This is a genomic window from Paenochrobactrum pullorum (assembly GCF_041929845.1).
GTDB lineage: Bacteria > Pseudomonadota > Alphaproteobacteria > Rhizobiales > Rhizobiaceae > Paenochrobactrum > Paenochrobactrum pullorum.
Map to the genome: position 1 here is coordinate 268,633 of NZ_JBHEEH010000001.1, position 22,807 is coordinate 291,439.

The following is a 22,807-nucleotide window of genomic DNA, read 5'->3' on the forward strand; positions in this document are numbered from 1 at the left end:
TTGGGGCATCTTCAGCTCTCTCGAAAATGCAAATTCTGGGCTTGCTCTTTTGGCAAAATCTTCGCTAATGTTTAGGCATCAACGGGGCGGGCTTCTGACCCAGGTTTAAGCAAATAAATATGAAATGAATGCTTCAGGTTCACAATCTGTCGGTGGCTTTTTGTGACCTTCATTTGAGTTGGGATTATACGGTTTACCGTTCATTAACCGTGAACACTCTTCGCCGGTCTCCACCGGCAAAGAGCGGTTGTTGAAAATCTTAATTCGGGCAATCAGCATGGTTGAAGAAGGAAATGTGAGTCGGTGATGTAACAATTGCGGATTTCTAACCAGACCTGACAACAGGCTGTTTCTTTTAAAAAATAATGACAAGCGCCGGAAACGGCGCGCCGTAATGTGAAGGTAGATGAAGCGATGATAGTGACGGGCGACAAAGTGACGGCAGCGAAGAATAATAATACGCATGCGGATTGTGGCACTCAAACATCGACTTCTCAGAATAATAATCAACAGATGATTGCAACAATTAATGATAGCGAAGCCGCGTTTGAGCGTCTGACCTCCAAGCTTAAAGCCCGCGTCGGCAGCGAAATTTATTCCAGCTGGTTTGGCCGCCTGCAACTGGACGATTTATCCAAGAGCATTGTGCGTTTATCGGTACCGACCGCTTTTTTGCGTTCCTGGATCAATAACCATTACACCGAGCTTCTGACGCAGTTGTGGCAGGAAGAAAACCCGCAGATCCTCAAGGTTGAGATCGTGGTACGTGGCATGAGCCGTGTCGTCCGTCCGGCACCGGTCGCTGAAGTGGCTGTTGAGCCGCAACCGGTGGAAACCCGATCCCCAATGCGTGAAAAAATTGCTTTTCCTGTTGGCCAGCCAAGTAATGAAAAACGTGGTGCCGCTCTTGCGATGGAAACCCATTCGAGCGGCTCACAGGGCGCGGTTCTCGGTTCTCCGCTTGATCCACGTTACACATTCGACAGCTTTGTCGATGGCGCTTCCAACCGTGTGGCTTTGGCAGCCGCCCGCACTATCGCGGAGGCCGGCTCCAGTGCTGTTCGTTTCAATCCTTTGTTTATCCATGCGTCTGTAGGTCTTGGTAAAACACACCTTTTGCAGGCAATTGCTGCGGCGGCTTTTCAGCGCCCTGAAAAGCCGCGCGTGGTTTACCTGACCGCAGAATATTTCATGTGGCGTTTTGCAACCGCAATCCGTGACAATAACGCGCTTTCCTTCAAAGAACAGTTGCGCGATATCGATCTGCTCGTCATCGACGATATGCAGTTCCTGCAAGGTAAGTCGATCCAGCACGAGTTCTGCCATCTGCTCAACACTTTGCTTGATAGCGCCAAACAGGTTGTGGTTGCCGCTGACCGCCCGCCGTCAGAACTGGAATCGCTTGATGTGCGCGTTCGCTCCCGTTTGCAGGGCGGTGTGGCATTGGAAGTGGCAGCACCGGATTATGAAATGCGCTTTGAGATGCTCAAGCGCCGTCTGGTTGCCGCACAGGTTGAAGATTACACACTCAATATTTCGGAAGAAATTTTGAGCCATGTGGCCCGCACTGTGACCGGTTCAGGCCGTGAGCTTGAAGGCGCGTTCAACCAGCTGTTGTTCCGTCAGTCTTTCGAGCCAGATTTGTCCATCGACCGGGTTGACGAGCTTCTCGGCCATCTGACACGCGCCGGTGAGCCAAAGCGTATCCGTATTGAAGAAATTCAGCGCATCGTCGCGCGTCACTATAATGTCTCGAAGCAGGATTTGCTTTCCAGCCGTCGTACCCGCATCATCGTCAAGCCACGTCAGGTTGCGATGTATCTGGCGAAAATGCTCACCCCGCGTTCCCTACCGGAAATAGGCCGTCGATTTGGCGGACGTGACCACACAACCGTTTTGCATGCGGTGCGCAAGATCGAAGATCTGGCCGGTGCCGATACCAAATTGGCGCAGGAACTGGAGCTGTTGAAGCGCCTGATCAACGATCAGGCTGCATAACGCAGCTTAAAAAGCACAAGTTATCAACATAAAGCCCGCATATCCACGGTTGATGTGGTTGTGTGGGCTTGCTTTTTTGGTTAGTTTTCTGCCACTTTACTATCCCTTGGGGCGGTCATTCGCCCAGCCAGTCGCGCAAGGCTTGCGCTTCGTATCAAACGATGGGCGGCGTCTTGTGTGACCAGAAGTCAGCGAGTTCGTTTATCATGCGTGTTACTCTGGAACGTTCCAATCTTCTGAAATCTCTCAACCATGTTCATCGTGTTGTGGAGCGCCGTAACACGATTCCTATTTTGTCCAACGTGTTGCTACAGGCCGAAGGCGGAAGCCTGGCGATGAAAGCAACTGATCTGGATCTTGAGATTAATGAAGCAACCGCAGCAATGGCTGAAGAAGCCGGTGCTACGACTGTCCCTGCCCATCTGCTTTACGACATTGTGCGTAAATTGCCTGATGGTGCCGAGGTTCAGCTTGCAACCAATCCTGACGGTAATTCCGTTTCGGTTATTTCAGGCCGATCGTCTTTCCGTTTGCAATGCCTGCCGCAGTCCGATTTTCCGGAACTGACAGCGGGAAGCTTTACCCATAGCTTTGTCATGAAGGCTTTGGATTTCAAACGCTTGATTGATCGCACCCAGTTTGCGATTTCGACGGAAGAAACCCGTTATTACCTCAATGGTATTTACCTGCATGCGATTGAAAGCGAAGGTCAGCTGAAATTGCGTGCGGTTGCCACCGACGGTCACCGTCTGGCACGGGCTGAACTGGAAGCACCAAGCGGTGCAGAAGGTATGCCCGGCATAATTATCCCGCGCAAAACCGTTGCTGAATTGCAGAAACTGGTGGATGTGCCTGATGCGGATGTCACCATTGAATTGTCGGATGCAAAAATCCGCTTTACCATTGGGTCGATCGTCCTCACCTCCAAGCTCATTGACGGTACTTTCCCTGATTATCAGCGTGTGATTCCATCTGGCAACGACAAGAAACTGGTGATCGACCGTCAGAATTTCGCGTCATCAGTTGATCGTGTTTCGACGATTTCGAGTGAACGCGGTCGTGCCGTTAAACTGTCGATCAGTGATGGTCAGCTGACACTGACAGTCAATAATCCTGATTCCGGCAGCGCAACAGACGAATTGGCCGCCGATTATGATGCGGATCCGATTGATATCGGTTTCAACTCGAAGTATCTGCTCGACATTACCAGCCAGCTTTCCGGCTCTGAAGCCGTCTTCATGCTCGCCGATGCAGGCTCTCCGACAGTGGTACTTGATACCGGTGACGAAGATGTCTTGTATGTGCTGATGCCGATGCGCGTATAGTTGATGATGTGAGCACGTCGGGTGATCATAAAAGCCGTCTGGATCGGGTTTCGGTCCGGCGGCTTAAACTTAATAATTTTCGCAATTACGATGTGCTCCACCTGCCTTTAGGGGCAGGTCATGTGGTGCTGACGGGCGATAACGGCTCGGGCAAAACCAATCTACTCGAAGCTGTTTCTTTTCTTTCGCCTGGTCGGGGCTTGCGCCGTGCCGCTTATGGTGATGTGGCGCGCCATGATGCTGCCGATGGTTTTGCCATTCATGCGACATTGGAAAATGATTTTTATGGCGAGGCTGAAATCGGCACCGGCACTGCCGGCAATAATGCCGGTGAAGCAGGGCGGCGGGTGCGCATCAACGGTTCCACTACTGCCGCCGATGAATTGTTGAATTATGCCCGTATCCTCTGGCTGACACCGTCGCAAGACGGGCTCTTTACCGGTGGCTCGGGTGATCGCCGCCGTTTTCTTGATCGCATGGTGCTGGCCATTGATACCGGCCACGGCAAGCGTGTGGTGGATTATGAAAAATCCATGCGCAGCCGCAATCGTTTGCTGAGTGACGGCGTCAGTGATCCGCAATGGCTGGATGCGATTGAGAACCAGATGGCGGAACTTGCCATTGCCATTGCTGCGGCACGCGCCGAAATGATGCGGCTGATTAAAACCATGATCGAGCATATGCCGGATGACAGTCCGTTTCCGAAAGCCGATTGCTTTCTGGATGGTACACTGGAGCAGCGCATCGGACTTGAGGCCGCACTTGATCTGGAAGAAGATTTTCGCCGTAATCTGCATGACGGGCGTATGCGTGACAGAGCCAGCGGGCGCACACTTGACGGGCCGCATCGCACCGAACTGATCGTGCATCATCGGCCGAAACAAATGCCGGCCGCTTTGTGCTCGACAGGCGAGCAGAAAGCATTGCTGATCGGGTTGGTTTTAGCTCACGCACGTTTGACCGGTGAACTATCACGGATGGCGCCGATCTTGCTTTTGGATGAAATAGCCGCGCATCTTGATACAGGGCGCCGTGCAGCGCTGTTTGATATTCTGGACGATCTGGGTTGTCAGGCATTTATGACGGGTACTGACAGAGCTTTATTTGAAAGTCTGCATGGCGATGCGCAATTCTTTCAGGTATCGTCCGGAGTATTGACCCCTTCTTATAGCTGAGGCAAGCATTTTGAGCACTTCCCCTTTTTCCGAATTGGAACTGGAGCGTTATGCGCGCCATATCATCATGCGGGAAATTGGCGGCGCAGGGCAGCAAAAGCTCAAAAAAGCCCGTGTTTTGGTGGTGGGCGCAGGCGGGCTTGGATCGCCGATCTTACAATATCTGGCAGCTGCAGGTGTCGGTACGCTTGGGATTGTTGATGATGACCATGTGTCGCTTTCCAATTTGCAGCGCCAGATCATTCATGACACAGCCGCTATTGGTCAGCCGAAGGTGCAAAGCGCTGAACAAGCGATTGCTCGGCAAAATCCGCATGTCGGCATTGAAGCCCATTGTCTGCGTTTAACTCATGACAATGCGCGCGCATTGATCGAAAATTACGACATTGTCGTTGATGGCTGCGATAATGCCGAAACGCGCTATATGCTGGCGGATACATGCGAAGCCGTAAAGCGCCCGCTTGTATCCGGTGCGATCGGGCGTTTTGACGGCAATGTCACCGTGCTGAAACCATATGAAAAAGATGAGTCAGACAGGCTCAATCCGCGCTATCGGGATTTGTTTCCGGTGCCGCCTGCGGCTGGCTCTGTGCCAGCTTGTGCGGAGGCTGGCGTGTTGGGTGTTTTGCCTGGCATTATCGGCTCATTGCAGGCAATGGAAGTGATTAAACTCATTACCGGTATCGGCGAGCCGCTTGTCGGCAGGCTGTTGCTTTATGATGCTTTAACCTGCCGTTTTGAAACCATTCGCTATAAGCGCAAGCTTTAATATTGCCCTAATATTGATTAGTGCGGTCAACGAGGTTTTGCAAAGGCTCTCCGCGCTCAAAAGCTTCAATCTGCTGGATGATTGCCGGCACCAATGCACTTGCCGAAGAGGCTGCTGCCGCATGCGGGGTGATGGTCACCTTCGGATGCGTCCAAAGCGGACTGTCAGCAGGCAATGGTTCTTGCTGGAAGACATCGAGGGTCACAGCGGACAACATGCCGCGATCAAGGGCTGCCAGAATATCGGCTTCATTTTGTGAGCCACCGCGTCCGGCATTGATGAGGATGGGGGCGCCGAGCGGCCCTTCCTCTTTCATTTGCGCAAACATCGACATCGACAAAAGCCCTTTAGTGTCCGGTGTCAGCGGCAAAAGAGACACGAAAATATCAGCGGTTTTTAAAAACGCTTTAAAGCCGTCTGCCCCGTGATAGGTAGTGACGCCGTCAAGCTTGCGCTCGCGGCGGCTCCAGCCGGTGACGTTAAAACCGATATTCATCAGTTTTTCTGCAGCATCGCTTCCCAAAACACCAAGCCCCAAAATACCGACCGTCACTTCATTGGCTGCTGGCTGGCGGCGGTCTTCATGCCAGAGTTTTTCTTTCTGCTGCTGGCGATAACGTCCGCCCAAACGATGATGGTCAAGCACCTGCCACACCACATATTCGGTCATACGCATGGTTAGATCAGGCGAGATGACACGCACAATCGGCACATCCGGTATAAACGGATCATGGAAAACATGATCGACACCGGCACCAAGCGAGATGATCATCTTCAGATTGGGCAGGTTTTTCAATGAACCGGGCTGTTGTTTCCAAACGGCTGCATAATGCACATCCTCGCGGTTGAAATCACCATCCGGCAAAACGGTTTCCCGTCCCTTTGCTTTGGCAGCAAAGTTTTCTATCCAGATGGCCGGATCCCAGCCAGAGGTTGCCAACAGGATTTTACCCGATTTTGCGTCTTTCTTGCTCATTGATTTATTCCCCCCTTATCAGCTGTTTCCATATGGAAAGCAGCAGCCATCAGTGCTTTGGTATAATCCGTTTCCGGTTCAGAGAAGACTTTCTCTGACGGGCCGTATTCGACTGCCTGACCATTGCGCATCACCAGCACATCATTGGCCAGTGCCCGCACGACTTTAAGATCATGACTGATGAAAAGATAAGCCAGATTATGCTTGGCTTGCAAATCGCGCAGCAAATCCACCACCTGCGCCTGAACGCTCATGTCGAGCGCTGAGGTCGGCTCATCCAGCATGACGAATTTAGGATTGAGAACCATCGCGCGTGCTATGGCGATGCGCTGGCGCTGACCGCCGGAAAATTCATGCGGATAACGGAAGCGCACTTCTGCATCGAGTTTCACTTCGCGCAAGGCTTCCACCACCCGCTCATCGCGCTGATCATGGTCAAGTTTCGGTTCATGTACCAGCAAACCTTCAGAGATGATTTCACCCACCGGCATACGCGGGCTGAGTGATCCAAACGGATCTTGAAACACAATCTGCATTTCACGACGAAGGGGGCGCATATCGGCAAAGCTGTATTTGTTGATTTCACGACCATCAAAACGGATCTCGCCCTGAGATGAAATCATCCGCGAAAGCGCCAGCCCCAAAGTGGTTTTACCGGAACCGGATTCACCCACTACGCCCAGCGTTTGTCCGGCACGCAATTCCACATTGATGCCGTTGACCGCTTTGACATGGCCAACCGTCTTGCGCATGAAGCCTTTTTTAATCGGGAACCACACTTTGATATCGCGCCCCTGCATAACAACAGGTGCGGTTTTGTCAGAGCGTGGCGGCATGCCTTTTGGTTCGGCAGCCAGCAGATGTTTGGTATATTCATGCTGCGGATTGGCAAAAATTTCAGCGGTTCTACCGCTTTCGACAATCTTGCCCTTGGTCATCACACAGACACGATCGGCAATTTTGCGCACAATGCCCAAATCATGGGTGATGAACAACAGCGACATGCCTTGTGATTTTTTCAAATCGGCCAGCAATTGCAAAATCTGCGCCTGAACGGTGACATCCAGCGCCGTGGTTGGTTCATCGGCAATCAGTAGTTTTGGCTTATTGGCAAGCGCCATGGCAATCATGATGCGCTGACGCTGGCCACCGGAGAGCTGATGCGGATAGGATTGCAGACGCTTTTCCGGTTCGCGGATACCAACTTCATGCAAGAGTTCCAGCGTGCGGGCGCGGGCTGCTTTATCGCTCATGCCCTGATGCATTTTCAGGATTTCGCTGATCTGTTTTTCAATCACATGCAACGGATTGAGTGAGGTCATCGGTTCCTGAAAAATCATGGTAATGTCGTTACCACGCACTTTTCGCAATTCCGCTTCCGGTAAGCTTAGCAGGTCTTTGCCTTCAAACAGAATTTTACCACTTGGGTGGCTGGCCGGCGGATAGGCTAAGAGTTTCATCACGGATAAAGCGGAAACGGATTTACCGGAACCCGATTCACCAACCAGTGCAACAGTTTCGCCTTTGTCGATCTTGAATGAAATATGATCGACAGCAGTGCTGGTACGGCCATCCTGATGAAAGGCAACCGAGAGGTCTTCAACGGAGAGTAATGGTTGTTGATGGCTCATTGAAACGACTTTCGCGGGTCAAAAGCATCGCGTGTGGCTTCACCAATAAAGATCAGCAGCGACAGCATGACAGAGATGACGGCAAAGCCGGTGATACCAAGCCACGGGGCTTGCAGATTGTTTTTACCCTGCGCCAGCAATTCACCCAACGAGGCAGAACCCGGTGGCAGGCCGAAGCCTAAGAAATCGAGCGAGGTGAGGGTGGTGATCGAGCCGTTTAAAATAAATGGCAGGAAGGTGAGTGTTGCCACCATCGCATTGGGAAGTAAGTGCCGCCACATAATGGTGAGGTTGGAAACACCTAATGCGCGGGCCGCATTGACATATTCAAAATTACGGGCGCGCAAGAATTCGGCACGCACCACGCCGACAAAGGCCACCCATGAGAATAAAAGCATGATTCCAAGCAGCACCCAGAATCCGGGCGGCAGGATCGCGGCAATAATCAACAGCAGGTAAAGCACCGGAATGGATGACCAGATTTCGATGAAACGCTGGAACAGCAAATCCACCCAGCCACCAAAATAACCCTGCACAGCGCCAGCCGCCACGCCGATAACGGCGGATGCAGCTGTGAGCACAAGGCCGAAGAGCACTGAAATGCGGAAGCCGTAAAGGGCACGGGCAAACACGTCACGTGCCTGATCGTCGGTGCCCAGCAGGTTCATATTGCCGAAGATACAGTTCGGGTCATCAACGCCGAGCGGATAATGCTGGCAACGTTCTTGCTTGCTGTAAAGCCAAAAGGGTTTGGAAGGAGCAGCCTGTGGAATGGCGTCATTGACCGTGCGGTATGAATAGCGAACCGGCGGCCATAAAGCCCAGCCATTGCTGTTGATTTCGTCCTGAATGACCGGATCACGATAATCGGTGACTGCATAAAAACCGCCGAATTTTTCTTCCGGATAGTTGATCAGGACAGGAACTAACAACTCACCTTTGTATGACACCAGAATAGGGCGGTCATTGGCGATGAGTTCCGAGCAAAGGGCTGCAATCAATAGGAAGGAAAAAATCCATAAGGAATACCAGCCACGGCGATGTGCCTTAAAATTGCGCCAGCGTCTTTGGTTGAGCGGCGACAAAAAAGGGCGTTTGACTTTCGGTTGCGTATTCACGGATATTGCGTCGCTCATCACACGTCCCTCCGCTCGAAATCAATACGCGGATCAATCCACGTATAGGTCAGATCGGAGAGAAGGCTGACAAACAGGCCGACGAGCGAGAAAATGAAAAGTGTTGCAAAAACCACAGGATAATCACGGTTGAGAATGGACTGGTAACCAAGCAGACCAAGCCCGTCGAGCGAGAAGATCGTTTCGATCAGCAAGGAGCCCGTGAAAAAAGCCGAGATAAAGGCGCCCGGAAAACCGGCGATGACAATCAGCATCGCATTGCGGAAAACATGGCCGTAAAGCACCTGACGCTCATTCAAGCCTTTTGCGCGTGCTGTTGTTACATATTGCTTGCGGATTTCTTCGAGAAAGGAGTTTTTGGTCAGCAAAGTCGTGGTGGCAAAAGCCGAGAGTACAAGCGCTGTTACCGGCAAAGCCATATGCCAGAGATAATCAGCGATTTTGCCGAAAAGACTGAGCTGGTCAAAATTATCTGAAGTGATGCCACGCAGCGGAAAGAGGTCGAAGAACGAGCCACCGGCAAAAAGCACCACCAGTAAAATCGCAAACAGAAAACTTGGAACCGCATAAGCGACAATCACCACAGCACTCGTCCAGGTGTCAAAACGGGAGCCGTCTTTCAGCGCTTTGCGGATGCCGAGCGGAATGGAAATGGAATAAGACAAAAAAGTTAGCCACAGCCCCAATGAGATGGAAACCGGCATTTTCTCTTTGATCAGATCCAGCACGCTGATATCGCGGAAATAGCTGGTGCCGAAATCAAAGCGCATATAGTTCCACAGCATCTGGCCAAAGCGTTCCAATGGCGGTTTGTCAAAGCCGAACTGCTTTTCGAGACTTGCAATAAATTCCGGATCAAGGCCTTGGGCACCGCGATATTTGGAGCCGGACGGGCTTTCAAAACTATTGCCTTGGTTCATGTCGCCGCCACCGCCGGAAAGACGGTCTAATGCATCGCCACCTTGTCCGGATAATTGTGCAATCACCCGCTCCACCGGTCCGCCCGGCGCAAATTGCACCACGGCGAAGGAAATTGCCATAATCCCCAGCATGGTCGGGATCATCAGCAATAAGCGGCGTAAAATATAGGCACCCATTTATTCGCCTTAACTGTTAGTTGACGTCGCGGTGAAAAAAACTTTCACCGCGCATCGTATCTCGTCTTCATTTTTCTTTTATGCGCTTATGGCCAAAAGGAAATCAACTCATTGGCTTATCTTAAGCCTTATTCGTTTCCTTTTGGTTGTTAAGGTCTTTAATTGTTTTTTTGTGGCAAAATCCACCATGAGAAGGGATCAATACCTGCATAGTCAGGTTGTTTATCGGGCATGCCGAATTTGTTCCAATGGGCGATATTGATGGTTTCGGAATACCATTGCGGAATAACATAATAGTTCCACAACAAAACACGGTCGAGGGCATGGGTTGCGGCCACCAGCTCGTCACGGTCTTTGGCATAAATGACAAAATCAATGAGTTTGTCGATTGCCGGATTTTTTATACCGGCATAATTGCGGCTGCCTTTAAAATCAGCGGCTTTTGAACCCCAGAAGTCGCGTTGTTCATTGCCTGGTGAATAAGATTGCGCAATGATGGTGGACATCACATCATAGTCAAAATCATTGACGCGTGCCTGATATTGGGCGGCATCAACAATACGGATTGAGGCATCAATACCGACGCGGCGCAGATTGCTGATATATGGATTGAAGATGCGCTCATCGGTCTGATCTTTACCTAAAAACTCAATGCTGAAGGTTTGACCGGCAGCATTTTTCAACTTGCCGTCTTTAGGCGTCCAACCGGCTTCTGCAAAGAGGCGCATCGCTTCACGTAAATTATTACGGGTTGCTTGTGGCGTATCAAAAACAGGTAGCTTGAATTCTTCTGTGAAAACTTCTGCCGGAATTTCTTCACGCACGGTTTCCAGAATTTTTTTCTCCCGACCATCCGGCAGGCCAGATGAGGCCAAATCTATACCGGCAAAATAGCTGTTGATCCGCTTATATTGGTTATAAAACAGCATGCGGTTGGCAGATTCAAAATCAAACAGCAATGTCAGTGCTTCGCGCACTTTGATATTGCTGAATTTCTCTTTGCGGTTGTTGAGGAAATAGCCCTGCATGCGACCGAAAGAGTGAATTTCGAAGCTTTTTTTTACCACATCGCCGCGTTCAAAGGCCGGAAAATTATACTGCTCTGCCCAGCGCTGCGCTCTGTTTTCAAGGCGGTAATCATAGATGCCGCCTTTTTTGAAAGCTTCCCAAGTGGCATCTTCGCTGAGGAAATATTCGTATTTGATATGGTCAAAATTATTGCGACCAACATTGACGGGCAAATCTTTGCCCCAATAATCATCAACACGCGACCAGATAATGGTTTTACCCGGAACCGTAGTTTCTATTTTATAAGCACTTGAACCTAATGGTTTTTCCAATGTCGGGCGGGTAATGTCACGCTGTTTGCCTGTTGAATCTTTGCCCTCCCACCAATGTTTGGGCAAGACGGCCAATTGACCTAAAATTTGCGGTAGTTCGCGATTGTTTTTCTGTGAAAAGGTGAACTTCACCTCATGGTCGCCGGTTTTTTCAGCGCTCGTCACATCTGCATAATATTTATTATACATAGGCGATTGTTTTTTCAAAACGTCAAAAGACCAGATCACGTCCTCGACGGTGATCGGTTCGCCATCGTGCCAGCGGGCTTTTTCATTGAGTTTGAATTTTACCCATGAAAAATCATCGGGGTATTGGGTGGCTTCGGCAATCAGCGGATACATTGTTGACCCCTGATCAAGGGCATCACTCATCAATGTATCATATAATAAACCGCCGCCAAATTCGACAAGACCGGCAGCAGGAACCCCTTGCACCACATAAGGGTTGAGACTGTCATAACTGCCGACACCCACTTGATTGAGCGTGCCGCCTTTGGGCGCATCGGGATTTACATAATCATAGCGGGTGAAATTCTCATCATGAGAGGCATCACCGGTCAGGCTGGTTGCCGTGCGCCATTGCGGCTCATCTGCATATGAGAGTGCGATTGTTCCTGCCAATACCGATATAATGGTAGCACCGATCCCCAATAGCTGCATCAAAACGCCTCCATGATTATTGAACCTATTAATAGGAAACAACTTATTGATTTTTGTGGAGGAATAAAGGTGTTGCTTGCACAAACTATGAGTAAATAAAAAAAGCCGGATCAAATGATCCGGCTTTTAAGTCGAATGTACAGATTTTAGTTGGCCGGAGCCGGTGCGGGCGCTTCTTCAGCCGGTGCAGTTTCTTCCTTAGCCGGTTCTTCTGCGGCTGGCGTTTCCTGTGCCGGTGCTTCTGTCGGCGCAGCTTCAGCTGGTTTGTCTTCTGCCGGAGCTTCCGCAGGTGCAGCATCAACACTTGGCATCGGCACCGGATTGTCGGCAAGAGTGGCAAGGAAAGCGATCAGATCAGCGCGTTCATTGTCTTTCTTGTCGCCGGCAAAGCCCATGCTTGTGCCTTTGATGAAGCCTTTTGGTGAGGTCAGGAACTGATTGAGGTGATCAAAATCCCATTTGTTGCCACCGGCCCCAAATTCTTTCATCGCAGCCGAATAGCCGAAGCCATCAACAGAAGCGGCCGGACGGTCTACGATATCATAAAGGTTAGGACCAACCTTGTTGGCACCGCCTTTTTCGTTGGTGTGACAGGCTGCGCAACGCTTAAAGACATTCTGGCCGCGTGCTGGATCAGCTGATTGCAAGAGTGTTGCGATCGAAACTTCTTCTTTGGCAGGCGCTCCACCACCGGCAGCCGGCGCATCTCCTTCAGCAACTTCAATCACGAAACCTTCTTTTTCAGGTACTGGCGAATGAAACAGCGAATCAGACAGAAGGCTTATTGTCATGACGATAAAGACAGTGCCCAACAGGGCCATGAAAAACATATTAGCTCGGCTAGATTGCATCGGTGGTCAGCGCTCCTCTACCATGACGCTTTCCAAAGCCGGTTTGATAGACCTCATTTGGAAGGCAAACATCGTTATAAAATCCCCGCATTGGGCGGGAAACTAGGGCTTTTACTTCTTTCTTGCAACACTTATAAGGGGTGCAACACCCGTGACGTTTTGACACTTTATCAGTAATGTCCGGCAATCCTGTCTGTTCTGTTCAATTTCTAACGTAAGTTGAAGACCATGAAAACCTTGACGATAATTCCTGCAAGAATGGGTTCCACCCGTTTGCCCGGCAAGCCTTTGGCCGATATTTGCGGCAAGCCGATGATCGTGCATGTGGCCGAGCGGGCCCATGCGGCAAAGCTTGGGCGCACTGTTGTTGCAACCGATAGTCCGGAGGTTTTACAGGCCGTTCAGGCGCATGGACTGGAAGCTGTGATGACACGCAGCGATCACGAATCGGGTTCTGACCGTATTTATGAAGCGCTTCAAACGCTTGATCCTGATGGTTTGGTGGAGGCGGTTATCAATGTGCAGGGTGACCTGCCAACGATTGAAGCCGAGCTGATTATCAAGGCTTTGGCACCACTGCATGATGCTGCTGTCGATATCGCCACTTTGGGCGTTGAAATTACTGAAGAATCAGAAAAAACCAATCCGAATGTCGTGAAGATTGTCGGCTCGCCGCTGGCGCAAGAGAATCGTTTGCGCGCATTATATTTCACCCGTGCGACAGCACCGTGGGGTGAAGGCCCGCTTTATCACCACATCGGACTTTATGCTTACAAGCGCGCCGCTTTGGAGCGCTTTGTCTCTTTGGGGCGTTCCTATTTAGAACAAAGGGAAAGCCTTGAACAATTGCGTGCACTGGAAAATGGTATGCGCATTGATGTCGAACTGGTCAGCGGCCAACCTTTAGGCGTTGATACTCCGGCAGACCTCGACCGCGCCCGCGAATTCATCGCACATGATCAGTTTTCAAAGCAATCAAAGGCTTAGTACAACTTTAAAACATTCACAAATTGATTGCTTAGGGGCATTTAATTTCAATTGTAGAAAGCATTCCAAATGACACAGACGGCTGTGAAAACGAATCGTATTTCATTTCAGGGGGAAGCAGGCGCTAATTCTGATACCGCCTGCCGTAATATGTTTGAATCTATGGAGCCGCTGCCGTGCCCGACATTTGAGGATGCTTTTAATGCAGTGGAAAGTGGTTCCGCAGATCTGGCGATGATTCCAATAGAAAACACCCTGGCTGGCCGCGTGGCGGATATTCATTATCTGCTGCCATTGTCCGATATGCATATTGTCGGCGAATATTTCCTGCCAATCCATTTTCAACTGATGGTTTTGCCGGGCACCAAGCGCAAAGACATCAAAAGCGTGCACAGCCATGTGCATGCGCTGGGACAATGCCGCAAAGTGATCCGCGAAAATGGCTGGAAACCGGTAATTGCCGGTGACACGGCCGGTGCTGCGCGTATTGTTTCAGAAGCCGGCGACAAGTCGATGGCTGCACTTGCACCACGTTTGGCAGCCGATCTTTATGGGCTTGATATTTTGGAAGAGAATGTCGAGGACGCTGAAGATAACGTCACCCGTTTTGTTGTTTTATCCAAAACCAAAAAATGGGAACCGCGCCCGACCGACGGCAGCCGCATCATGACCACTTTTGTGTTTCGTGTGCGCAACGTGCCAGCCGCTCTCTATAAGGCGCTTGGCGGTTTTGCCACCAATGGCGTCAATATGACCAAGCTGGAAAGCTACCAGATTGGCGGCGCTTTTACGGCGACACAGTTTTATGCGGATATTGAAGGCCATCCTGAAGATCGTTCCGTGCGTCTGGCGCTGGAAGAACTGGGCTTTTTCACAACGGAGATACGGATATTGGGCGTTTATCGCGGCTCTGATTTCCGCGATACAGTTGCCCTTCCGGCAGAATAATAATAAAAAAGAGCCGGTTTATCCGGCTCTTTTTTATTTATGTGTCCAGATTGGCCCAAGCGGCAATCAGATGGCTGGCAATGGCATTTTTCTGCGGTGTTATCAGCCCGTTCGGATGAGTACCTGCAAGCATCAGGCGAACTTCATCGCGTGAAAACCAGCGTCCGTCTTCCAACTCGCTCAAATCAACGGTGAAATCATCGGATAAAACTTCCGCGTGGCAACCGATCATCAGCGAATAAGGAAACGGCCAAGGCTGGCTGGCATAATAGCCCACCCGCCCGATATCGAGCCCCATTTCCTCTGCACTTTCACGGCGCACTGCTGCCTCAATCGTTTCGCCAGGCTCGATAAAACCAGCCAATGATGAATAGGTTAAGGGAGCAAAATGCGGGCTGCGTGCCAAAATACACTTGTCACCACGCACCGGCAGCATGATCGCCACCGGATCGGTGCGCGGGAACATTTCTGTGTTACAAGCATCACAAGTACGCTTAAAACCACCGGCGCGCATGGAGGTTTTTTGTCCGCAGCGCCCGCAGAACTGGTGATTTTTATGCCAGGCGTCGAGGGCAATCGCCTCCGCCATTGCGCCGATCATATCGTCGGGCAAAATATTCTCGACATAGATACTGCGATAAGGAATGGCTTTGAACGGCTCGATCAAGCTTTCAGTGTTGATCAGCGCATTCACGGCCAACACCGAATAACCATCCAGCACACCGAGTAAAATGGCATTGTCCAGATCAGGCTGAAAGCGCTGCACTTGCTCAAGGCTAAAAAGAACCTGGGGATGGGAGGGGGCGGAATAATCCAGCACCAGCTTGCCGCCTTCCAGCACGATCAGGCGGGTGTTACTTTGCCCCAATGCGTCATGGCTTGCCGTATCGCTACGCTTTTCAGACTGGCGATCAATACGATTTCCGGCAAAGCCGACCAGTTTGCTTGGCTCGTCATGGGGTAAGCTAAAAAGTGGAAGGGACATGCGGATGCTTTTGTTGATTTTTGGAAAATTATAGGGCGTTACGGATTTTTTCAATGAAGCTTTGGGCTTCACTTTCACTATAGGCCACGCGGATACCATGCCCCCAAACAGGCCCCGGCCAACCAGCGTCACCCTCATTGCGTGCGATGACATGGCAATGAAGCTGGCGCACAATATTGCCCAAAGCGCCGATATTGATCTTGTCGCAGCCGGTGACGTTTTTCAACGCTTTGGCCACCATGTCTGATTCGAATGTCAGCATGGTCTGATCGAGCGGAGTTAAATCGAAAAGCTCGCTCAAATCAGGGCGACGCGGGATCAGAATCAACCACGGCCAGCGTTGATCATTCATCAGCCGCAAGTCACAAAGACCAAGCGACAGCACTGGAAAAGTGTCGGCATTAAGCCTGTCATCGAGAGTGAACTGTTTCATAATGCAATCAATAACAGTTTTTTTTGAACATGGCTTGCTTTTTGTAGCCGAATTGACGATATGAACCTTGGGAGGTTGGTGGTGGACGAGCCACTCGCCAACCGGGTCAGGTCCGGAAGGAAGCAGCCCTAACGAGCAAGGCACGGGTCGCCGTGCCAGCCTCCCACCTTTTTCCTTCCTCTTTTTCTTGTGCGGGACACGTCTTGTGTATTGGCATCGCAGCTTCAAACTGTGTTAAGCTTTCAATACTCGCCCGAACAATTGATGAAGATACGAGCGAACAGATAACGGAAGGGTCTTGAATGGACACGACATCCGCAGACGGCGCTTATCGCGTTCTGGCTCGAAAATACCGCCCGCAAAACTTTGATGATCTCATTGGCCAGGAGCCAATGGTACGCACCCTTTCCAATGCGTTTGAAACCTCACGCATTGCACAAGCATGGATGCTGACAGGGGTTCGCGGAGTGGGGAAAACCACTACTGCGCGTATTTTGGCGCGCGCTCTCAATTACGAATCTGACAGCGTTCATCAGCCAACCATCAATCTGTCGGTTATGGGCGAACATTGTCAGGCGATCATGGAAGGCCGCCATGTCGACGTGATCGAGATGGACGCCGCCTCACATACAGGTATTGATGATATTCGAGAGATTATCGAGCAGGTGCGTTACCGGCCTGTTTCGGCGCGTTACAAAGTCTATATCATCGATGAGGTGCATATGCTCTCCACGCAGGCTTTCAACGGCCTGTTGAAAACACTGGAAGAGCCGCCGCCGCATGTGAAATTTATTTTTGCGACTACAGAAATTCGCAAAGTGCCGATCACGGTTCTGTCGCGCTGTCAGCGCTTTGATCTGCGTCGCATCGAATCAGGCACCTTGGCTAAACATTTGCGTAAAATTGCTGGTCTTGAGCAAATTGATGTCGATGACATATCGCTTGCGATGATTGCGCGCGCTGGTGAAGGCTCGGTGCGCGATAGTCTGTCGATTTTCGATCAGGCCATTGCCCATGGCAGCGGCATGGTGGAGCCCGATGCGGTGCGTGCCATGCTGGGGCTTGCCGATCGGGCACGCATTATCGATCTGTTTGAAATGCTGATGCGCGGTGATGTGGCCGGTGTTTTGAAAGAATTCCGCGCCCAATATGATGTCGGTGCTGATCCGGCGGTTGTGCTGACTGATCTGGCTGATTTTAATCATTTGGTCACGCGTCTGCGCTTTACGCCGGACATTGCCGATGATGCTTCGATCTCGGAAGATGAGCGCAGTCGCGGTCGTGATTTTGCCAGTCGCCTATCCATCCGTGTGCTGTCACGTACATGGCAGATGCTGTTGAAGGGCATTGCGGAAGTCGAAACCGCGCCGCGCCCCGTACAAGCTGCCGAAATGTTGCTGATTCGCTTGGCTCATGCCGCGGACTTGCCGACATTGGATGAAGCTTTAAAGACCTTGCAAAGCGGTGAACATAGTACCCGTACGACCGGTTCTGCTGCTCCGTCATCCGGTGGTGGTAATGGCGGCGGTGCTGGTCATCAGGCACAGGCTGTGTCGGGCATGATGATGGCATCTTCCAGTGGCAATGGTGGCGCTGCGACAGCTATGCGCTTGGTTGAAACAACACCTGATAGCGTACCAGCTCAGCAACGAGTTCAGACGGAGCCGGTTCAGGAAGCTCCGGCGGTTCCGCTTAAAAGTCTGGAAGATATAGTTGCACTGGCCGATCAGCATCGTGATGTACAATTCAAAATTCTCGTTAAAAATTATGTAAAATTGTCCAGCATTGCACCAGGCCGATTGGAAATTGGCCTGACCGATGATGCACCCAAAAGCTTGGTCAGCGATATTTCGCAAAAGCTGCTTGAATGGACTGGGGTGCGCTGGGTTGTGACGGTTGCGCGTAATGTCGAAGGCAAAACTGTTGCACAGGCTGAAAGTGAGCGCCGTGAAAATCTGGTGACGGATGCGCGCGCTGATCCGGATGTCGCTGCTATTTTGGCGGCCTTTCCAGGCGCAAAAATTACTGACGTGCGCATTTCAGCACCGGAAAATTCTGATCTGGATATTGATATGGACGCAGACCTCATCGATATATCACATGACGACGATGAATAATCGATCAGTTTGATTCGTCGCATGTAGCTATTTGCAATATGCGTTCTGAACAGGAGAAATTCTTATGCGTGACATGCTTGGCATGATGAAACAGGCGAAAGAAATGCAGGCTAAGATGAAAGTCATGCAGGAAGAAATCGCCAATCTGGAAACCACAGCTCAATCTGGTGGCGGTTTGGTTTCTGTGACTCTTTCCGGCAAAGGCACTTTGTCGGCGCTCAATATCGATCCCTCGATGATGAAAGAGGGCGAAGGCGAGATTTTGGAAGACCTGATCATTGCAGCACACAATGATGCCAAGGCAAAGCTGGAAGCCCAAATGGCTGAAAAAACACAAGCTCTCACCGCTGGTCTGCCAATTCCTCCGGGTTTCAAACTACCGTTCTGATTGCATAAAACATACGGCAGTGTAGCAAAACACTGCCGTTTTCATGACTCCTCATTGATTGCATAAAACATGTCCAAACGTATTGCCGGCCCCGAAATCGAACGCTTGATTCAGCTCTTGGCACGGGTGCCGGGGTTGGGGCCGCGTTCGGCACGTCGTGCTGCTTTGCATCTGATTAAGAAAAAAGAAGCATTGCTGGTGCCGCTTGGTGGCGCCATGCAGGAGGCTGCCGAAAAAGTTCGCATCTGCCATACATGCGGTAATGTCGATACCACCCAGCCTTGCACCATTTGTACCGATCCGCGCCGTGATCCTTCCGTGCTGATCGTGGTGGAAGATGTGTCTGATCTCTGGGCATTGGAGCGCGCTGGCACTATGAATGTCGGCTACCATGTGCTGGGCGGGCGTTTGTCGCCGCTTGATGGTATTGGCCCTGATGATTTGAATATCCGCACACTGGTGGAACGGGTGTCCGAAGGCGTGATTAAAGAAGTCATTCTGGCGGTGAATGCCACTGTTGAAGGGCAAACCACCGCCCATTACATCACCGATCAATTGACCGGTTTTGAAGTGAAAGTCACTCGATTGGCGCATGGTGTGCCGGTGGGTGGCGAACTGGATTATCTGGACGAAGGCACTTTGTCGGCGGCACTGCGGGCACGTACCAGTTTTTAATAAAAGGGTTTTAATCCATGCAAAACCGTGAGTATTTCTTCCAAATCCTGTCGCGGTTTTTGTTTGGTCTTATCGCCCTTTTTGCAAGTTTGAGTTTGGCACAAGCGCAAGTAAATCAAGCCGCCACGGAAAAAGCTTTTCAGAACTGGCTCGCCAAAGACCTGTGGCCTGAGGCTCAAGCGGCGGGTGTCTCGAGCGGCACTTTCAACAAAGCTTTTGCTGGTGTGAGTATCAATTGGAAACTGCCGGATCTGGTGGTTCCTGGCACCAAACCGACAACACCTAAAAAACAGACACAGGCAGAATTTGGCGCGCCAGCCAATTATTTTAATGCCAAAACCATGCAACAACTGACCCAAGGCGGGCAGGCACGTTTGAAACAATATGCGTCTGTGCTTGGTGCTATCGAAAAGCAATATGGCGTGCCGAAACAGACGTTGCTGGCTGTCTGGGGGCGTGAATCGGGTTTTGGCGGGGTGAAAATTCCCTATAATGCGTTTGAGGTGCTTGGCACCAAAGCTTTTATGGCGACACGCAAAGATATGTTTCGCAAAGAACTGATCGCAGCCCTGCAAATTATCCAGCGTGGTTACATTGAAGTGGGCTCCATGAAAAGTTCATGGGCTGGCGCATTAGGCCAGCCGCAATTCATGCCTACCTCTTATTTGCAGCATGCGGTGGATTTTGATGGCGACGGCAAACGCGACATTTGGAATTCAGTGCCGGATACGCTCGGCTCAATTGCTAATTATCTGCATCATTCCGGCTGGCAGCGCGGGCGCGATTGGGGCTTTGAGGTCAATGTACCAGAAAACCTTTCCTGCTCGCTGGAAGGCCCCGATCAGGGCAAAACCATTGCTGAATGGGCGCGTCTTGGTATCAAACGTGTGAACGGCAAAGCCTTTCCGGCGCATGAATTGAAGGGCGATGGCTTCTTGCTGATGCCAGCCGGTCGGCATGGTCCGGCCTTTATCGTCACACCCAATTTTTATGTGCTGAAAGCCTATAATATGAGCGATCTTTATGCTCTGTTTATTGGGCATGTTGGCGACCGTATCGCTTATGGTGCTGGCAATTTCCAACAGCCTTGGGGCGCAGTTGGTCATATGTACCGCTCCGATGTGGCGGCGATGCAGAAAAAGCTGCAAGGGCATGGGCTTGATGTCGGCAATCCGGACGGATTGGTCGGTTTTAAAACCCGCCGTTCCATTGGCCTTTGGCAAACTAAAGCCGGATTGCAACCAACCTGTTTTCCAGATCAGGCTTTGTTGAAACAAATTCGCTGATTATGAAGGTAGTAGGTCAATCAAGGCATGGGCGGCTTTGGTGCGGTAGCGCTCTTTATGCGAAACCAACAGAAATTGACGCTGCGGCAAAGGAAGCTCTATTTTGATCAAATTTTGAGTTAAAAGATGCGGTGCCGCTGCTAGTTCCGAGATGACAGTTGTGTAGACACCGGATTGAACGGCTGAGCAAACTGCTTCATTGGAAGGCAGTTCCAACGCGATTTTTAATTGCTCAGGCATAAAGCCTTGTGCGCGCAAAGCATCTTCATAAACGGCTCGGGTGCCGGAACCCTGTTCGCGTAAAATCCATTGCCCGTCTTGAATAAGATCAGCAAAACCAGTTGGTGGCTTAGCAATCCACGGATGGGTTTTGCCGACCACCAGAATGAGTTGATCTTCACCCACGCGTTTTATTTGCAGGCTTGGCTCATGAATAGTGCCTTCCACAAAGCCCAGATCAGCGCTGCCGTCACGGGTGGCTTCAGCAACGCTATGCGTATTGCCGATATGTAAATCCACCACGATGGCCGGAAACTGTGCTTTAAAAAGGGCAAGCCATGGCGGCAGCCAATAGCTGGCAATGGTCTGGCTGGCAAAAATGGTGAGGCTACCGCGTTTCAAGCCGCCAAGTTCCGACAAGGTCAGTTCGGCCGCTCGCGCACGTGCCAAGGTGGCGCGTGCTTCATCCAGAAAAATCCGTCCGTCATCGGTCAGTTCAATACGGCGGCCAATCCGGTTGAAGAGCGTCGCACTATAGCGATCTTCCAGTGTACGGATGGCAGAACTCACGGCTGAAGGCGTGAGGCGCAACGCACCGGCTGCTTGTGTCAGATGTTCTTTTTCCGCGACAGCAATAAAAATGCGCAGCTGTTCCAGTGTCATTGCGTCACCATCATTCGATTTTGTCTAATATATCATGCCATATAATGAAATGGATTGAACAGACGATTTATTGCATAAGATGAGAAAATAATTCTCGAAGTGTATGGCAATGACAGAAAAATTAATCGCATTTGTTGATAAAAATTGGCGGGGCGTGCTGCTGAGCAGTGGCGTTGCACTGGTGGCAGTTGGGCTGGAAATGGTTGAAGCCGAAATTTTTGGCCGCGCATGGTTGGAAGCGCTGGTGCTGGCAATTTTGCTCGGAACCTCTATTCGTTCAACCTTGCGCCCGTCTGCAAGATTTACGAGCGGTATCAATTTTTCGGCCAAAATGCTGCTGGAAATTGCCGTGGTTCTGCTTGGTGCATCCATCAGTACATCAGCGATTGTCGCGGCAGGCGCTGGGTTGATTACCGGGATTGCCGCCATTGTGATGCTGACGATTGCAGTGAGCTACGGCATCGGGCGTTTGCTGCATCTACCATCAAAAATGGCGATGCTGGTTGCTTGCGGTAATTCGATTTGTGGCAACTCGGCTATTGCTGCCGCAGCGCCCGTCATTGAAGCCAAAAGCGATGATGTGGCAGCGTCGATTGCGTTTACAGCTATTTTAGGCGTGGTGGTCGTTCTGCTTCTGCCCCTGCTGGTGCCGCTTCTCGACATGTCTTTCACCCAATATGGTGTGATGGCTGGTTTGACAGTTTATGCAGTGCCGCAGGTTTTGGCCGCAACAGCCCCTGTGAGCGCGTTGAGCCTTCAATTGGGTACATTGGTCAAACTGGTGCGTGTTTTGATGCTGGGGCCGGTTATTCTCGTGTTGGCGCTGATCTATGGCAATAGTCAGGCCAATGCACGACCAGGTTTGAGCAAACTGGTGCCTTGGTTCATTATCGGTTTTTTGGGTATGATGGCTTTGCGCTCATTGGGTGCCATTCCTGAAGCGCTGCTGCCAATTATCCAGCATACTGCAACAGTGCTGACGATTATTTCGATGGCAGCACTCGGCTTGGGCGTTGATGTGCGCTCCGTGGCACAGGCTGGCGGGCGGGTAACACTGACAGCCGTTCTGTCTTTGCTGTTCTTGGGAACCATCAGCTACGGCTTCATTCTGTTGTTGCAGATCGCCTGATTTGTGCAGGTTTTAGGTA

General features: G+C 51.0%; 20 protein-coding genes, 1 other RNA gene and 1 pseudogene. 12 read left to right on the forward strand and 10 right to left on the reverse strand.

Annotation, left to right across the window (positions count from 1 at the left end; genetic code table 11):
• Positions 1 to 105 precede the first annotated feature (105 nt).
• Positions 106 to 483: a hypothetical protein gene (locus tag JNC77_RS01395; protein WP_374828936.1), complete on the reverse strand. Its 378-nt coding sequence runs from the start codon at positions 481 to 483 to the stop codon at positions 106 to 108.
• Positions 484 to 534: 51 nt separating this feature from the next.
• Between JNC77_RS01395 and dnaA the strand changes: the two are divergent.
• The 4 genes and pseudogenes from dnaA to JNC77_RS01415 all read left to right on the forward strand — a co-directional run.
• A pseudogene (gene dnaA / locus JNC77_RS01400) lies at positions 535 to 1,998 on the forward strand (chromosomal replication initiator protein DnaA); the annotation flags it as partial.
• Positions 1,999 to 2,204: 206 nt separating this feature from the next.
• Positions 2,205 to 3,323: a DNA polymerase III subunit beta gene (dnaN, locus tag JNC77_RS01405; protein ID WP_445482837.1), complete on the forward strand. Its 1,119-nt coding sequence runs from the start codon at positions 2,205 to 2,207 to the stop codon at positions 3,321 to 3,323.
• Between the two features lie 8 nt (positions 3,324 to 3,331).
• Positions 3,332 to 4,498 carry a DNA replication/repair protein RecF gene (gene recF / locus JNC77_RS01410; RefSeq protein ID WP_374828937.1) on the forward strand — a complete coding sequence of 389 codons (1,167 nt, stop codon included), beginning with the start codon at positions 3,332 to 3,334 and terminating at the stop codon, positions 4,496 to 4,498.
• A 7-nt stretch (positions 4,499 to 4,505) separates the two neighbouring features.
• Positions 4,506 to 5,267 carry a molybdopterin-synthase adenylyltransferase MoeB gene (locus tag JNC77_RS01415; RefSeq protein ID WP_374830402.1) on the forward strand — a complete coding sequence of 254 codons (762 nt, stop codon included), beginning with the start codon at positions 4,506 to 4,508 and terminating at the stop codon, positions 5,265 to 5,267.
• A 7-nt stretch (positions 5,268 to 5,274) separates the two neighbouring features.
• Here JNC77_RS01415 and JNC77_RS01420 read toward each other — a convergent pair whose 3' ends face one another.
• The 6 genes from JNC77_RS01420 to JNC77_RS01445 form a co-directional block, all read right to left on the reverse strand.
• On the reverse strand, positions 5,275 to 6,243 hold the full coding sequence (locus tag JNC77_RS01420; protein WP_374828938.1) for a 2-hydroxyacid dehydrogenase: 969 nt from the start codon (positions 6,241 to 6,243) through the stop codon (positions 5,275 to 5,277).
• Complete coding sequence (locus JNC77_RS01425) at positions 6,240 to 7,874, reverse strand: ABC transporter ATP-binding protein (protein ID WP_374828939.1); 1,635 nt, start codon at positions 7,872 to 7,874, stop codon at positions 6,240 to 6,242. The genes JNC77_RS01420 and JNC77_RS01425 overlap by 4 nt, the downstream gene beginning before the upstream one ends.
• Complete coding sequence (locus JNC77_RS01430) at positions 7,871 to 9,010, reverse strand: ABC transporter permease (protein WP_374828940.1); 1,140 nt, start codon at positions 9,008 to 9,010, stop codon at positions 7,871 to 7,873. Before JNC77_RS01430 ends, JNC77_RS01425 begins: the two co-directional genes overlap by 4 nt.
• Positions 9,010 to 10,107 (reverse strand): microcin C ABC transporter permease YejB, encoded by a 1,098-nt coding sequence (locus JNC77_RS01435; protein ID WP_374828941.1) that lies wholly within the window; start codon positions 10,105 to 10,107, stop codon positions 9,010 to 9,012. The genes JNC77_RS01430 and JNC77_RS01435 overlap by 1 nt, the downstream gene beginning before the upstream one ends.
• A gap of 158 nt (positions 10,108 to 10,265) precedes the next feature.
• Complete coding sequence (locus JNC77_RS01440) at positions 10,266 to 12,107, reverse strand: extracellular solute-binding protein (protein ID WP_374828942.1); 1,842 nt, start codon at positions 12,105 to 12,107, stop codon at positions 10,266 to 10,268.
• 146 nt (positions 12,108 to 12,253) lie between these two features.
• Entirely contained in the window at positions 12,254 to 12,958 is a 705-nt protein-coding gene (locus JNC77_RS01445) for a c-type cytochrome (protein ID WP_374828943.1), read from the reverse strand.
• A gap of 228 nt (positions 12,959 to 13,186) precedes the next feature.
• Here JNC77_RS01445 and JNC77_RS01450 point away from each other — a divergent pair, with 228 nt between their 5' ends.
• Both JNC77_RS01450 and JNC77_RS01455 read left to right on the forward strand, forming a co-directional pair.
• The gene (locus JNC77_RS01450) at positions 13,187 to 13,945 is read left to right on the forward strand and encodes a 3-deoxy-manno-octulosonate cytidylyltransferase (RefSeq protein ID WP_374828944.1); all 759 of its coding nucleotides are present in this window, start codon (positions 13,187 to 13,189) and stop codon (positions 13,943 to 13,945) included.
• A gap of 69 nt (positions 13,946 to 14,014) precedes the next feature.
• On the forward strand, positions 14,015 to 14,893 hold the full coding sequence (locus tag JNC77_RS01455; RefSeq protein ID WP_374828945.1) for a prephenate dehydratase: 879 nt from the start codon (positions 14,015 to 14,017) through the stop codon (positions 14,891 to 14,893).
• Between the two features lie 37 nt (positions 14,894 to 14,930).
• Here the strand turns inward: JNC77_RS01455 and nudC are convergent, their stop codons facing one another.
• Positions 14,931 to 15,878 (reverse strand): NAD(+) diphosphatase, encoded by a 948-nt coding sequence (gene nudC / locus JNC77_RS01460; RefSeq protein WP_374828946.1) that lies wholly within the window; start codon positions 15,876 to 15,878, stop codon positions 14,931 to 14,933.
• A 28-nt stretch (positions 15,879 to 15,906) separates the two neighbouring features.
• The gene (locus JNC77_RS01465; RefSeq protein WP_374828947.1) at positions 15,907 to 16,311 is read right to left on the reverse strand and encodes an HIT domain-containing protein; all 405 of its coding nucleotides are present in this window, start codon (positions 16,309 to 16,311) and stop codon (positions 15,907 to 15,909) included.
• A 70-nt stretch (positions 16,312 to 16,381) separates the two neighbouring features.
• Here JNC77_RS01465 and ffs point away from each other — a divergent pair.
• From ffs to JNC77_RS01490, 5 genes are all read left to right on the forward strand, one after another.
• Positions 16,382 to 16,478: signal recognition particle sRNA small type (gene ffs, locus JNC77_RS01470), an RNA gene on the forward strand.
• A gap of 135 nt (positions 16,479 to 16,613) precedes the next feature.
• A complete protein-coding gene (locus JNC77_RS01475; RefSeq protein ID WP_374828948.1) occupies positions 16,614 to 18,428 on the forward strand; it encodes a DNA polymerase III subunit gamma/tau in 1,815 nt (604 codons plus the stop codon).
• 64 nt (positions 18,429 to 18,492) lie between these two features.
• On the forward strand, positions 18,493 to 18,816 hold the full coding sequence (locus tag JNC77_RS01480) for a YbaB/EbfC family nucleoid-associated protein (RefSeq protein ID WP_374828949.1): 324 nt from the start codon (positions 18,493 to 18,495) through the stop codon (positions 18,814 to 18,816).
• A gap of 69 nt (positions 18,817 to 18,885) precedes the next feature.
• A complete protein-coding gene (gene recR / locus JNC77_RS01485) occupies positions 18,886 to 19,491 on the forward strand; it encodes a recombination mediator RecR (protein ID WP_374828950.1) in 606 nt (201 codons plus the stop codon).
• Positions 19,492 to 19,508: 17 nt separating this feature from the next.
• Positions 19,509 to 20,777 carry a lytic murein transglycosylase gene (locus JNC77_RS01490; protein ID WP_374828951.1) on the forward strand — a complete coding sequence of 423 codons (1,269 nt, stop codon included), beginning with the start codon at positions 19,509 to 19,511 and terminating at the stop codon, positions 20,775 to 20,777.
• Here JNC77_RS01490 and JNC77_RS01495 read toward each other — a convergent pair whose 3' ends face one another.
• Positions 20,778 to 21,659: a LysR family transcriptional regulator gene (locus JNC77_RS01495; RefSeq protein ID WP_374828952.1), complete on the reverse strand. Its 882-nt coding sequence runs from the start codon at positions 21,657 to 21,659 to the stop codon at positions 20,778 to 20,780.
• 109 nt (positions 21,660 to 21,768) lie between these two features.
• On the opposite strand from JNC77_RS01495, the gene JNC77_RS01500 reads away from it, so the two are divergent.
• A complete protein-coding gene (locus tag JNC77_RS01500) occupies positions 21,769 to 22,788 on the forward strand; it encodes a YeiH family protein (protein WP_374828953.1) in 1,020 nt (339 codons plus the stop codon).
• The last annotated feature ends 19 nt before the right edge of the window (positions 22,789 to 22,807 follow it).

Excerpts from the sequence above, each read along its gene's own strand:
- dnaN (WP_445482837.1), top strand. The coding sequence starts at position 2,205 with ATGCGTGTTACTCTGGAACGTTCCAATCTTCTGAAATCTCTCAACCAT.
- JNC77_RS01420 (WP_374828938.1), bottom strand. The coding sequence starts at position 6,243 with ATGAGCAAGAAAGACGCAAAATCGGGTAAAATCCTGTTGGCAACCTCT.
- JNC77_RS01425 (WP_374828939.1), bottom strand. The coding sequence starts at position 7,874 with ATGAGCCATCAACAACCATTACTCTCCGTTGAAGACCTCTCGGTTGCC.
- JNC77_RS01430 (WP_374828940.1), bottom strand. The coding sequence starts at position 9,010 with ATGAGCGACGCAATATCCGTGAATACGCAACCGAAAGTCAAACGCCCT.
- JNC77_RS01435 (WP_374828941.1), bottom strand. The coding sequence starts at position 10,107 with ATGGGTGCCTATATTTTACGCCGCTTATTGCTGATGATCCCGACCATG.
- JNC77_RS01440 (WP_374828942.1), bottom strand. The coding sequence starts at position 12,107 with ATGCAGCTATTGGGGATCGGTGCTACCATTATATCGGTATTGGCAGGA.
- JNC77_RS01445 (WP_374828943.1), bottom strand. The coding sequence starts at position 12,958 with ATGCAATCTAGCCGAGCTAATATGTTTTTCATGGCCCTGTTGGGCACT.
- JNC77_RS01450 (WP_374828944.1), top strand. The coding sequence starts at position 13,187 with ATGAAAACCTTGACGATAATTCCTGCAAGAATGGGTTCCACCCGTTTG.
- JNC77_RS01455 (WP_374828945.1), top strand. The coding sequence starts at position 14,015 with ATGACACAGACGGCTGTGAAAACGAATCGTATTTCATTTCAGGGGGAA.
- nudC (WP_374828946.1), bottom strand. The coding sequence starts at position 15,878 with ATGTCCCTTCCACTTTTTAGCTTACCCCATGACGAGCCAAGCAAACTG.
- JNC77_RS01465 (WP_374828947.1), bottom strand. The coding sequence starts at position 16,311 with ATGAAACAGTTCACTCTCGATGACAGGCTTAATGCCGACACTTTTCCA.
- JNC77_RS01475 (WP_374828948.1), top strand. The coding sequence starts at position 16,614 with ATGGACACGACATCCGCAGACGGCGCTTATCGCGTTCTGGCTCGAAAA.
- JNC77_RS01480 (WP_374828949.1), top strand. The coding sequence starts at position 18,493 with ATGCGTGACATGCTTGGCATGATGAAACAGGCGAAAGAAATGCAGGCT.
- recR (WP_374828950.1), top strand. The coding sequence starts at position 18,886 with ATGTCCAAACGTATTGCCGGCCCCGAAATCGAACGCTTGATTCAGCTC.
- JNC77_RS01490 (WP_374828951.1), top strand. The coding sequence starts at position 19,509 with ATGCAAAACCGTGAGTATTTCTTCCAAATCCTGTCGCGGTTTTTGTTT.
- JNC77_RS01495 (WP_374828952.1), bottom strand. The coding sequence starts at position 21,659 with ATGACACTGGAACAGCTGCGCATTTTTATTGCTGTCGCGGAAAAAGAA.
- JNC77_RS01500 (WP_374828953.1), top strand. The coding sequence starts at position 21,769 with ATGACAGAAAAATTAATCGCATTTGTTGATAAAAATTGGCGGGGCGTG.